11 protein-coding genes are annotated in these 12,301 nt (G+C 37.8%); 7 read left to right on the plus strand and 4 right to left on the minus strand.

Annotated elements, in window-relative coordinates:
- Positions 1 to 244 precede the first annotated feature (244 nt).
- A complete protein-coding gene (locus CWR48_RS08280; protein WP_115772766.1) occupies positions 245 to 1,102 on the plus strand; it encodes a VOC family protein in 858 nt (285 codons plus the stop codon).
- Between the two features lie 82 nt (positions 1,103 to 1,184).
- Positions 1,185 to 2,267 carry an LLM class flavin-dependent oxidoreductase gene (locus tag CWR48_RS08285; RefSeq protein WP_115772767.1) on the plus strand — a complete coding sequence of 361 codons (1,083 nt, stop codon included), beginning with the start codon at positions 1,185 to 1,187 and terminating at the stop codon, positions 2,265 to 2,267.
- Between the two features lie 218 nt (positions 2,268 to 2,485).
- On the opposite strand, the gene CWR48_RS08290 is transcribed toward CWR48_RS08285, so the two are convergent.
- The 4 genes from CWR48_RS08290 to CWR48_RS08310 form a co-directional block, all read right to left on the minus strand.
- Entirely contained in the window at positions 2,486 to 3,103 is a 618-nt protein-coding gene (locus tag CWR48_RS08290; protein WP_115772768.1) for an alpha/beta hydrolase, read from the minus strand.
- Between the two features lie 270 nt (positions 3,104 to 3,373).
- Positions 3,374 to 3,982 carry a flavin reductase family protein gene (locus CWR48_RS08300; RefSeq protein ID WP_115772770.1) on the minus strand — a complete coding sequence of 203 codons (609 nt, stop codon included), beginning with the start codon at positions 3,980 to 3,982 and terminating at the stop codon, positions 3,374 to 3,376.
- 20 nt (positions 3,983 to 4,002) lie between these two features.
- A complete protein-coding gene (locus CWR48_RS08305; protein ID WP_115772771.1) occupies positions 4,003 to 4,941 on the minus strand; it encodes a ring-cleaving dioxygenase in 939 nt (312 codons plus the stop codon).
- Positions 4,938 to 5,372 carry a MarR family winged helix-turn-helix transcriptional regulator gene (locus tag CWR48_RS08310; protein ID WP_115772772.1) on the minus strand — a complete coding sequence of 145 codons (435 nt, stop codon included), beginning with the start codon at positions 5,370 to 5,372 and terminating at the stop codon, positions 4,938 to 4,940. Before CWR48_RS08310 ends, CWR48_RS08305 begins: the two co-directional genes overlap by 4 nt.
- 181 nt (positions 5,373 to 5,553) lie before the next feature.
- Here CWR48_RS08310 and CWR48_RS08315 point away from each other — a divergent pair, with 181 nt between their 5' ends.
- From CWR48_RS08315 to CWR48_RS08335, 5 genes are all read left to right on the plus strand, one after another.
- Complete coding sequence (locus CWR48_RS08315) at positions 5,554 to 5,982, plus strand: Rrf2 family transcriptional regulator (RefSeq protein WP_115772773.1); 429 nt, start codon at positions 5,554 to 5,556, stop codon at positions 5,980 to 5,982.
- A gap of 69 nt (positions 5,983 to 6,051) precedes the next feature.
- Positions 6,052 to 6,693, plus strand: coding sequence for an NAD(P)-dependent oxidoreductase (locus CWR48_RS08320; RefSeq protein WP_115772774.1), 642 nt, complete (start codon positions 6,052 to 6,054; stop codon positions 6,691 to 6,693).
- A gap of 142 nt (positions 6,694 to 6,835) precedes the next feature.
- Positions 6,836 to 9,178: a helix-turn-helix domain-containing protein gene (locus tag CWR48_RS08325; protein ID WP_115772775.1), complete on the plus strand. Its 2,343-nt coding sequence runs from the start codon at positions 6,836 to 6,838 to the stop codon at positions 9,176 to 9,178.
- Between the two features lie 413 nt (positions 9,179 to 9,591).
- Entirely contained in the window at positions 9,592 to 10,989 is a 1,398-nt protein-coding gene (locus CWR48_RS08330) for an MFS transporter (RefSeq protein ID WP_281270263.1), read from the plus strand.
- Between the two features lie 95 nt (positions 10,990 to 11,084).
- On the plus strand, positions 11,085 to 12,278 hold the full coding sequence (locus tag CWR48_RS08335) for an amidohydrolase (RefSeq protein WP_115772777.1): 1,194 nt from the start codon (positions 11,085 to 11,087) through the stop codon (positions 12,276 to 12,278).
- The last annotated feature ends 23 nt before the right edge of the window (positions 12,279 to 12,301 follow it).

Raw genomic sequence — 12,301 nt, forward strand, 5'->3', positions numbered from 1 at the left:
AAAATCAATAAGATGTCTTCCCTCTATTATAATATACGAGCATTAGAAATAGACTAAATTTGACTTTTATACCCTATGGTGAAAATATGCTTGACATAATATCAATGTATTTATATAATACTTACATAAAGTAACTTGGTTTTAATTTATAATTAAGTATCAATACAATTACTCGGTTTTCATCTTACAATAAAGTAATGTGGAAAAGTGAAATAAAATAAGCTATGAAAGAGGACGAGATATTATGGAAAAGAAATTTTTTGAAAAACCATCGATCTATGTAGGGCAAGTTAATATTAATGTAACGAATTTGGAGCGTTCAATTACGTATTATCGCGATTTTATGGGATTTAAAGTAATCGACCAATCGAATGACAGAGCAGTGTTATCTGCAGACGGAAAAACACCTTTATTAACAATAGAGCAGCCAGCAGGCGTGTTGCCTAAAGAGGAAAGAACAACTGGGTTATACCATTTTGCGATTCTATTACCATCTCGTGCAGATCTATCTGCATTCTTAAAGCATATTATTCAAGCAACAGGGGGCCAAATGCGATTAGGAGCGTCTGATCACTATGTGAGTGAAGCATTATATTTTGATGATCCTGATGGAAATGGCATTGAAATTGCGCATGATCGTCTTGCTTCTGAATGGAGTTGGGCAGATAGTATCGTCGATATGGCAACTGTTGCACTCGACGGGGACAGTTTACTTGCAGAAACGAACCAAGAGTGGAAGGGAATGCCAGAGAATACACTAATGGGACATATTCATTTGCATGTTTCCGATTTAGACAAGGCAGATACGTTTTATATGAAAGGTCTTGGATTTAATATTACGACAAAATTCCCAGGTGCGCTATTCACTTCAACAAATGGCTATCACCATCATATTGGTTTAAATACTTGGAATGGTGTTGGTGCAAAGGCGCCGGCTAAAAATAGTGTTGGACTTAACTGGTTTACGTTAATGTTTCCTGACGAAGCTACTAGAGCCGGGATCATTGAGCAATTGCAGCAAGTTGGAGCAACTGTTGTGCGTGAGCAGGACTATTATGTGACCGAAGATCCATCTGGAAATGTAATTCAATTAAGAGTATAAGCAAATAGAAAGGAGCTCCTCATTTCATATAGGAGGAGCTCTTTATATTACTAAAAGTTAAGTTTATTTTTGGAGGAATTCGATGACTACACATCAAGATGATCAGACACCATTTGAAATTGGTATCTATACATTAGGAGATATTGTGACAGACCCTTTAACAGGAGAAACAATTAGTGCTGGCGAAAGAACACATGAAATAATTGAGGCTGCAAAGCTAGCAGATCAGGCGGGATTGGACGTATTTGGGATTGGGGAGCATCATCGTCTGGATTATGCCATATCCTCTCCACAAATGGTGCTTTCGGCAATTGCTCAAGTTACGAAAAACATTAAACTTACAAGTGCAACGACTGTATTAAATACTGTGGATCCTGTAAGGCTTTTTGAGGAATTTGCTACACTCGATTTGATTTCAAACGGAAGAGCGGAAATAACAGCAGGCCGTGGCGCATTCGTAGAGTCCTTCCCACTGTTTGGCTATCACTTTGATGACTACGATGCACTGTTTGAAGAGCATTTACAATTATTAATGAAATTGAATGAAAGTGAAAGGGTAACATGGAGTGGAAAATACCGCTCATCCCTGAATAACTCCGAAATTGCACCACGTCCTGCACAAGACAAACTACCGATTTGGACTGGGGTAGGCGGAACGATTTCAAGCGCAGCAAGAGCTGGGAAATATGGGACTGGTCTAACGATTGCGATGATTGGCGGGGAGCATGAACGATTTTTACCACTGATTGATGCATATCAAAGAGCAGGAAGACTAGCTGGAAATGCTGAAGGTGATCTAAAGGTTGGGGTTACCGGGCATGGCTTTATTGCTGATTCGATGGAGGAAGCGAAGGATGCATTCTATCCTTATTACGCACAGTACATGCAGTATATGAGTAAACAACGCGGTCAGCGTGGTGAGGTTTCTCGTGTAGCATTTGATTACATGACACGAGCCGAAAATGTTATGTTTATCGGAAGCCCACAGGAAGTAACGGAAAAGATTCTTTACCAGCATGAAATGTTTGGTCATAAACGGTTTATGCTGCAAATGGATATTGGCGGAATGCCGTTCAGCCATATTGCGAACACAATTGAACTCCTAGCTACAAAGGTAGCACCAGTGGTACGCCGTGAAGTGGCTAAGCAAGTAAGAAATGTATAACCAATCCCTGTTGAGGTTCAGATTGAACTTTGGCAGGGATTTTTTGTTTGTCGGTTTGGGGGATAGGAATATCAGCAGGAGAGCGAAGAGATCGGTAGGAGAAAAATGATATCAGCAGGAGAGCCGAGATATCACTCGACAGTCCAAGCGTCTAAACATCTCTCCAGAAAAGATCCCCTGGCAACTATTATTGCCAGGGGATCGTTCAATCAAACCTCTTATGCTTCATTTGAAATTAGGCCTTTAAACCATTTCGTTGCTGCTTTTACTTCATCAATTGTTAATTGGTGGCCGCGATTTTCCCAGTGTAATTCGACACTTGCACCAGCATTTTCTAATAATGCTTTCAATTCCTCTGATTCCGTGGAAGGGCAGATTGGATCGTTAGTACCTGCAGCTATGAAGACTCCTTTGCTTGAAAGGTTTGGCAATTCAATTCCCCTTCTTGGGACCATTGGATGATGCAAAATAGCTGCCTTTAATGCATCTTGGTAGTGAAAGAGTAAACTTGCTGCGATATTTGCACCATTGGAGTAACCAATTGCCACAATATTATCGCGGTCAAACTCGTATTTTGCTGCTGCTTCATCAAGAAATTCATTTAATTCCTTCGTACGGAATACAAGATCTTCTTCATCAAATACACCTTCAGCTAGTCTTTTAAAGAAGCGGGGCATGCCGTTTTCCAGGACATTCCCTCGGACACTTAATACATTTGCCTCTTTATCAACGATTTCTGCCAATTGAAGGAGGTCCTGTTCTGTTCCTCCTGTACCGTGTAGCAGTAGCAATGTTGGTTTTTCACTATCTATTCCTTTTTGAAATATGTGTTTCATTTAATGATTCTCCCTTCCTGATTTAACATTGATTGGTGGTAAACGAGTTTTCTAAGAAATACAGTGCATAAAAATTATTACGATCAAGGATTTCCGTTGGATGGAATTCACTTTCGCTGACAAATTTCCTGAATTGCTCGTGTTCAAAGTCATCTGTAGTCCGATAAGCAATATGATTAACCGTTCCAGCGTCAGCAAGCCCGTGGCCAGAGGGTGAGAGCTTGATATCGATCATATTTAAAAAAGTTGTACTGGATTTACTCCCCCAATTTATTTCGGTCTTTCAATAGAAAATATATCACCGATTTTGGCATAGTTCTGCCCAGCAAGTCGGCTAATCGCGCCAAGTTTCTTGGTGTTTATTCTTCCTTCTTCATAGATTGCTTCATCGATATGGAAACGGATAATCTTACCGATAATAAGGTCGGTTCCAATCGAATCCTCTTGGCCTAATTCAATCGCTTGTTCCAATGTACATTCAAAGCGAACTTTAGCTTCTTTAATGCCAGGCACAGAAATTGCTTCGCTATCAATGAGTGTTAAATTTGCTACGGTTAATTCACTAATATGTGGTGGGAGCGATGCAGCCGTTTTATTAATCTCTGCTACATTATCCACATCAACAATGTGAACAACGAATGCTTGATTATCGATTATATTTTGAGCAGTGTCTTTCCTTTTGCCATTTTTGCGTTGTGTAGAAATAGAAAGCATTGGCGGATTAGAAGAGACGATATTAAAATAGCTGAATGGGGCAGCATTGACGGTTCCATCCTTCGCAACACTTGTCACAAATGCGATTGGTCTTGGGATGATGCTGCCGATAAGTAATTTGTAGTTTTCGCGCTCAGTATTTTCTTTTGGATCAAAGGATAGCATCGCGTTTCCCCCCATTCTAATTATTTATCCAAATTTCTAATCTCAATCGGAATTAATGTTTGATTAAGCTGTTCACGATATTGTTCATATTGTGATGGTAATTTTAAATCATTTCCCATCGTTTCATATGACTCATCATGTGCAAAACCTGGTGGATCTGTTGCAATTTCAAATAAAATTTCTCCATGTTCACGGAAATAGACGGCATTGAAATAGTTTCGATCCCGAACTGGGGTTACCCCGTATCCTTGATTGCTCACAAAGTTTTGCCATTCGAGTTGATCTGCGTCATCTTTAGCACGCCATGCAATATGGTGAACCGTTCCAACGCCCATTTGCCCACGATCGATTGGAGTAGCCTTGAGATCAATAATATTACCAATATCCCCGTAAGATTTGAAACGGATTAGGTCACCCTCTACACCAATTTTCTCCAAACCCATCACATCTTGTAATGTCTTAGCTGTTTGCTCTGGATTAGTAGATAGTAGGATAGCACCACCGAATCCTTTGATTGCAACATCTGGTGTCACGTCACCAATGGTCCAATTATTATTGTCGCCAGATTCTCTTTCAACGAGCGCTAACTGCAGACCGTGTACATCTGCAAATTCCAGGTAGGTTTCGCCAAATCGCTCTGTCTTTTCGAATTTAATGCTGAATTTTGCTAGTCTTGTTTCCCAGAAGTGCAAGGAACCAGGTGGGATAATGTACGTCGTTTCCCCAACTTGCCCACCACCGATCTTTCCTTGATATGCATTTGCCCAAGGGAAGAATGTGATAATCGTTCCTGGTTTCCCACCGTCATTTCCGAAGTAAAGGTGGTATGTTCCTGGATCATCAAAGTTGATCGTTTTCTTGACAAGTCGTAAACCTAGTACTCCAGCGTAAAAATCAACATTTTCCTGTGGGTGACCAACAATTGCTGTTATATGATGAATTCCTGCTGTTTGTTTCATCGTAATGTCTCTCCTTTCTTTCCAACCTTTTTAAGGACGTCGATTACGATTTGTTTCTCTTCAGGTGTGATATCCTCAAATAGTGTTTCAATGACTTGCTGGTGCTTAGGGAACACTTCATCCATTAGCTCTTTTCCTTTGTCTGTTATTTGTATATAGACAACCCTGCGATCATCTTTACAATTAATCCTTTCTACTAGTCCATTCTTTTCCAATTTGTCAATCACATAGGTAATGGAACCTGTATTGATAAGTACCGCTTCAGAAATCTGTCGAATGGTTTGTTTCCCTTTGCTGTATACTGCTTCGATTACTGCAAAGTCCGATGATTTCATGCCGTGACCGCTAATATCCTTTTTGATAAGTTCTTCTATCGACTTTGATGCCTTCATTAAAACGACAAAGGCTTTTAATGATAATTGCTCACCCATAATGGAACCTCCCTTTCATAGGATGTAGAAAATAATTTATTTTGAATTAAAATATATTTAATTAAGTATAATATAGCGAATCTATGACCAAATGTCAATCATTAGGATGTACATATTTGCAGTAGAATATTGACATCTTTATCAGATGTAACTATAATGGTTACAACAGGAGGTTGCGAAAATGAAAATCAGCAGCAGATTTACCATAGCGGTTCATATATTATCACTCGTTACAATTGAAAGAACAACAAGATGTACATCGGAGTATATTGCCGAAAGTGTTAATACGAATCCGGTTATTATTCGAAAAGTTATGGGCAAACTAAAAAGTGCTGGAATGATTGCCATTCATCGTGGCCCTGGTGGAGCAGAACTGTTGATACCTTTGGATCAAATTACACTGCTTGATATTTATCGTGCTGTGGAAGTTGTGGAAGAAGGGGAACTGTTTCAATTTCATAATGACCCGAATCCGAATTGTGTTGTTGGTGCGAATATTCAAGGTGTGCTTGAATTGATCTTGTTTAAGGCGCAAGACGCAATGGAGAATATTCTGGACGAGGTGACAATGGAAGAGTTAGTTAAAGTGTTAAATAAAAAAATTGGCTAATATTGCCCATTTTTTCTTAATGATGTAACTATAAAGGTTACATCAAAATATACTTAGGAGGTTTTATTAATGAAGGTAGGAATTATTGGTGCAACAGGTAAAGCAGGTAATCTGATTTTGAAGGAAGCAAAAGAAAGAGGGCATGAAGTAACGGCGATTGTTCGAAATGCTGCGAAATTAGCGGATAAAGATGTAGCAGTTGTTGAAAAAGATTTATTCCAATTAACTGCAGAAGATTTACAGCCGTTTGACGTGGTTGTCAATGCATTTGGTACAGCTCCAGATACAGCTGAACAACATGTTGAATTTGGAAGAGTATTAATTACAGCACTTCAAGGTGCTAAAGAAACAAGATTAATCGTTGTCGGCGGAGCAGGCAGCCTTTATGTTGATGAAGCGAAAACAACGCGTTTAATTGATACGCCTGAATTCCCAGATGCATTTAAATCTATTGCGTCTAATCAAGGAAAAAATCTTGAGGATCTACAAAACGCATCAGGAATCAAATGGACTTTCTTAAGCCCTGCAGCTTTCTTCAATCCTGAAGGCAAACGGACTGGCACATACAAAGCGGGACAAGATAATCTCATTGTCAATGCACAAGGCGCGAGCCATGTAAGTTATGCAGATTATGCAATTGCAATTGTAGATGAAATCGAAAATGCTGCACATGTAAATGAACGTTTTACCGTTGTTTCGGATGCAGAATAAGCTAAAATAGTGATAAAAAGGGAATGATGGCCTTAGGCCAATCATTCCCTTTTCTTCTTTGCCTATTAATTGCAATCATAATGGCAATCAAGATAAACTTAACTGTAAGATTCAGTATACAAATGAAAGCTAGGGTGGAAAGATGAATAAACCGATAACGGATGATTATAGTATCAGTTTACAGCAAATTGAATTATTGGCACCTAGAATCAGTAAGGGCATACAAGTAGTGCTTGTGATAAGTGGCGAAATAACGGTTGAAACCAATAGCAGGTATTATCCATTGAAGGAAAATGATTTACTTGTGATTAACAGAAATCAGTTTTTTCAAGTAAAAGGAAGCGAACAAAATAGCGTATTAATGCTGAATATTTCTGATGTCTATATGGATAAAGCCTATTCTTCTTATCGAACAAGTCTATTTGAATGCTATTCAAGGGAAATCGATATGGGTAGAGAACTAATGGTTGGAAAGCTTCGCAAATTATTAGTTGAACTAATGCTTACCTACTATCGTCGTGATGAAAGCTATCAAATCGAAATCCAAGCATTTATAAGTGAACTATTATTAATTTTGATTCGTCGTTTCAAACAAAAAGGAAGCTTGCATGAAAAAATTGATACAAAGGACGAACGACTGACCCAAATAATAGCTTATATGGAAAAAAACTATGATCAATTGATCACTCTGGAAGAAATAGCACATAACTTTTATTTATCTTCAGGGTATTTATCTCGCTACTTTAAGAAAAAAATAGGTACTGGATTTAATCGCTATTTAATGAATATTCGCCTTGAGCATTCATTGAAGGATCTACTGTATACGTCAAATTCCATTTCGCAAATCGCGATGAAAAATGGCTTTCCGAACACAAAGTCATTTGCGACATTATTTAAGGAAATTTACGAAGAAACACCAAAAAATTACCGAGAAAAGCATCAAGTGGAGAGAATGGATTCGGTTAAGCACTATGATTTAGAAGATGCATCGGAAATAATAAATTCACCAAGTATTCTCGAAAGATTAGGTGCAATATTAGCAAAATCTAATGACACTTATAATAATACAGAAACAAAATCAGAAGAATTAATGCTCGATTTATCTCATGTTACCACTAGTCAAATACATCGTCCGAAGCATAATTTGATGATTGGCCAATTGAGAGAACTACTGAAGGAAAGCGTTCGATCACAAATATTGATGGTTGCTAAGGACATAAGGCTTGAAAACATTGGTGTTCGTAATTTAATTAAAGGTTCGACACTCATTCCTCCTGTTGAAACAGACGAGATAATTGCAACGACCTCTCCATATTATAATGCTGATTTCGCATTGAATTTTCTTAAGAAAAATAATTTATCATTATTTGTTCGGGTAAATTATAAGGAAATATCGGCAGACGAGGAAAGTTATTTTACAGAACTACATAAATTTATGAGTCATTGTATTAATGTTTATGGGAAAGCTTATTTAGAAACATGGCATTTTATGTTTTATGAATCTTATCCAACAGCTGTAAGTGGGAATAATTTGGAACGGGTGTATATGAAACTCTATCAAGCGTTAAAGGTGTATGCTCCCCATATTTCTGTGGGTTCTTACTTCCCCTTTGCATTTAAAAGAGGAAAGACAAGCGCGCAGCATGAATGGTTAATCACAGATGATGTTCCAATAGATTTCTTTGGCTATGAGGCAAACCAAAACGAAGTAATAAATTTTGAAGAGCTTGGTGATGACCGTTTCTCTTTAGCGGAGGGCTATATAAAAGAGAAGACAGATAAATTGCTCACTTATTTATTGCATCATAAGAAGGAACGGCCGCTCCATTTAATTAGCTGGAATACACTTTCGGGAAATACAAGACATACGAACGGGACTTTCTTCAGAGGGGCTTTAGTACTTAAAAATGCCTTTGAGGTAGCAGATAAAATTGAATCGATCGGGTTCTGGATTAATACGGAGCAACATGAGAAAGGAAGAAAAGAGCGGAATATTCCAATTGAAGGATTAGAGCTTTTTCATTACTTTAACGGAAAGAGACCAGCATATTTTGCTATGCAATTTCTAGAGCGACTGGAGGGAGAAATCGTTGTTAGTGGTGCAGATTATATTATGACAAAAAATGATCGGGGATATCAATTATTGTTAATGAATAGTAACATTATTAATCCGTATTATTCTATTGAGGACACATTTCTTAAAAAATTAAACAAGGATATTCATGTAATAATCACGAATATGGAGCAAGGAGAGTATCAGATTCGTAAACATGTATTTGATAAAAATAATGGCGCATTGTATACGAAATGGTGGGAGCTAAATAGTGCATACGGCATGGATATGGAAGTCATCGATTATATTATCCAAACAAGTCGGCCATCCTTGGAAATATTTGATGAAACGATCACTGGGGAATGGTCGTTTTACTCCTATTTATCGATAAATGCGATACACTTCTTTGATATTCGTAAAGCTTTGATTTAACACATGCTTTAATCACTTTCGATTCATGAATGTTTAATTAAGGACCTGTGAGGGGGAAAGAGGATTGACAAAATTTGTCAATCCTCTTTCGCATGTATAAAAAGAACGGTTATTTATTGACTAGTATATTTTATAGTAGAAAAAAGAGGGGGATATTTTCTTAAAAGGGATAAATAATAACTTATCCAAATACAGGAAATCTTTTACAATAAGAATGTGAAAAGAAAAGAGCTCAAAACTTTTCAATACAAATCAGCACTATTATCCAATTTATATTTTAGTAAATATGTAAGGAGAGGATGGTAATAATAAAACCATCTAAATTATTCGATTGCTTGGTAGAGAAAAGCGTAAATCTTACCTAGCAAGTTCTTATTTGTCATAAGCTTTAAATTATGTAGGAGGGTATTTATATTATGGAGTCAGGTTACAAAGGTACAAATAAAATGATCACAGGAATTGTGTTTGGTGTTCTTACATTCTGGCTATTTGCACAAGCATTACTAAATGTGGTTCCTGCTGTTCAAAAAGATTTGGGCGTTTCACTTGGAACAGTGAACATTGCCATTAGTTTAACGTCCTTGTTCTCAGGATTGTTTATCGTTGCTGCTGGTGGACTGGCAGATATAGTTGGTCGTAAAAAGATGGCTAATATTGGTTTTGTTTTAAGTATCATTGGTTCACTTTGTCTAGTTTTCGCTAATGGAGCAGTATTGCTCATTATTGGACGTATCTTAACAGGATTTTCGGGTGCAGCTATTATGCCATCCACCATTGCATTAATAAAAGAATATTTCGAAGGAGCAGATCGCCAGCGTGCTCTAAGTTACTGGTCCATCGGTTCTTGGGGAGGAACAGGGATTGCCTCATTCTTAGGCGGTGCCATTGCCTCATCTTTGGGATGGAGATGGATTTTCATCATTTCTATCATAGTTGCCATTCTTGGTATGCTTCTATTGAAAGCTACACCAGAGAGTAAACAAGAATCTGAAGGTGGTTTTAAATTCGATTACACTGGTTTAGTCATTTTTATCATCACCATGTGTGCTCTGAATGTATTTATTAATTTCGGAGCAACTCTTGGATGGACAAGCCTGACTTCCATTGTTCTTATCGTTGTCACAATCATAGGCTTGATTGTTTTCATAAAAGTTGAAAGTGGTAAAAAGATCGCACTGATTGACTTTGCTGTATTTAAAAATAAGGCATATACTGGTGCGACGATTTCTAATTTCTTGTTAAATGCAACTGCTGGTGCGATAGTTGTAGCCAATACGTATGTACAAGTAGGTCGTGGAATGAGTTCATTTCAAGCAGGTTTGTTATCACTAGGTTATCTAGTAGCTGTGCTTGTGATGATTCGTGTCGGAGAGAAAATATTACAAAAAGTAGGCGCAAAATTACCAATGATCTGGGGTACCATCATTACGACAATTGGTGTGGCATTGATGGGTTTAACTTTCTTACCAGGTGTTAGTTATATAATTTCTGAATTCATTGGATTTACACTATTTGGTCTCGGACTTGGATTTTATGCGACTCCATCAACGGATACATCTGTATCGAATGCTCCTGCTGGCAAAGTAGGGCAAGCAGCTGGAGTTTATAAAATGGCAAGCTCACTTGGTGGTGCATTCGGCGTTGCAATTTCCGCAGCTACTTATGGTGCAATCGCAGCAAGTGGAAATCTTGAATCAGCCGGTGCAATTGGTATGGCCGTAAATGTTATTTTTGGCATAATTGCAATACTATCTGTTATCTTTATGGTTCCAAATAATGCGGGTAAAACATCTAATGCTCCTCAAAAATAACCAGCTGGAAACCAAGCTAATAATTAGCAATTGGAAATGTAAAACGCGCGACTTTTAGTGGTGCTTTGGAAAAATAATTAAAGGGTGGTTAGATCATGAGAAGTAAATTAATGGAAATGTTAGAATCTCGTAAGGATGAAATGATTAAAATTCGCAGACATCTACACGAAAATCCTGAGCTTTCTTTTAAAGAAGAAAAAACAGCGAACTATATTGCTGATTTTTACCAAGGAAAAGATGTAGAAGTTGAACGGAATGTAGGGAATGGCTATGGCATTATTGTTACCATTAAGGGTGGAAAACCTGGTAAAACGATTGGTTTAAGAGCAGACTTTGATGCATTGCCAATCACAGAAGAAGCGGACGTCCCATTTAAATCGAAAAATGATGGGGTTATGCATGCTTGTGGTCATGATGCACATACAGCATACATGCTTGTATTAGCAGATTGCCTTATTCAATTAAAGGATCAAATTAATGGTACGATTAAAATCATTCACCAACATGCAGAAGAACAACCACCAGGTGGCGCAAAAAGTATTGTTGAATCAGGTGTTTTAGATGATCTTGACAATATCTTTGGTATTCATATCCTTCCACTTGCACCAGCAGGTACGGTTGGCTATCATAGTGGATATTCCTTTAATGGTCGTTCATACTTTAAACTAAAAATTAAAGGAACGGGTGGACATGGTTCTTCACCACATATGGCCAATGATTCCATTGTAGCTGGAGCTTATTTTGTTACTGCAGTACAGACGGTTATTAGCAGAAGAATGGACCCAATGAAAGCGGGCGTTATTACAGTCGGTTCCTTTGATGGTAAGGGAAGCTTTAATGTAATAAAAGATAGCATTGAACTCGAAGGAGATATTCGCTATTCTGATGACGATGCGAAAGCAGTCATTGACAAAGAATTCCACCGTATTGTAAAAGGAATTGAAGAATTATTTGGTGTAACGTGTGAGTTAACATACACATCGGATTACCCACCATTGTATAATGATCCAGAAGTAACTGCATTTGTTGCCGAAGCATTAAAAAATTCCAAGGATCAGGATATGAAAGAAGTGGTAGAATTTCCGAAACTATCCCCATCTGAAGACTTTGCGTATTATTTAGAGAAAATTAAAGGCTGCTATTTCTTCATCGGCTGTACACCAAAGGGCGTTGAAAAACCTTACTTCAATCATCACCCTAAATTTGATATTGATGAAGATGCCCTTCTTGTCTCCGCGAAAGCAGTGGGTAATGTTGTTTGTAGTTATTTTGAACAAGAAAATGCATAATAAATACCCGAGCCAGTATTGGC

It is taken from the genome of Oceanobacillus arenosus, assembly GCF_003369575.1.
Taxonomy (GTDB): domain Bacteria; phylum Bacillota; class Bacilli; order Bacillales; family Amphibacillaceae; genus Oceanobacillus; species Oceanobacillus arenosus.

What these genes read in the sequence shown, in the direction of transcription:
- CWR48_RS08320 (WP_115772774.1), top strand. Translation starts at nt 6,052, where the DNA reads ATGAAGGTAGGAATTATTGGTGCAACAGGTAAAGCAGGTAATCTGATT.
- CWR48_RS08335 (WP_115772777.1), top strand. Translation starts at nt 11,085, where the DNA reads ATGAGAAGTAAATTAATGGAAATGTTAGAATCTCGTAAGGATGAAATG.
- CWR48_RS08280 (WP_115772766.1), top strand. Translation starts at nt 245, where the DNA reads ATGGAAAAGAAATTTTTTGAAAAACCATCGATCTATGTAGGGCAAGTT.
- CWR48_RS08300 (WP_115772770.1), bottom strand. Translation starts at nt 3,982, where the DNA reads ATGCTATCCTTTGATCCAAAAGAAAATACTGAGCGCGAAAACTACAAA.
- CWR48_RS08315 (WP_115772773.1), top strand. Translation starts at nt 5,554, where the DNA reads ATGAAAATCAGCAGCAGATTTACCATAGCGGTTCATATATTATCACTC.
- CWR48_RS08325 (WP_115772775.1), top strand. Translation starts at nt 6,836, where the DNA reads ATGAATAAACCGATAACGGATGATTATAGTATCAGTTTACAGCAAATT.
- CWR48_RS08305 (WP_115772771.1), bottom strand. Translation starts at nt 4,941, where the DNA reads ATGAAACAAACAGCAGGAATTCATCATATAACAGCAATTGTTGGTCAC.
- CWR48_RS08285 (WP_115772767.1), top strand. Translation starts at nt 1,185, where the DNA reads ATGACTACACATCAAGATGATCAGACACCATTTGAAATTGGTATCTAT.
- CWR48_RS08310 (WP_115772772.1), bottom strand. Translation starts at nt 5,372, where the DNA reads ATGGGTGAGCAATTATCATTAAAAGCCTTTGTCGTTTTAATGAAGGCA.
- CWR48_RS08290 (WP_115772768.1), bottom strand. Translation starts at nt 3,103, where the DNA reads ATGAAACACATATTTCAAAAAGGAATAGATAGTGAAAAACCAACATTG.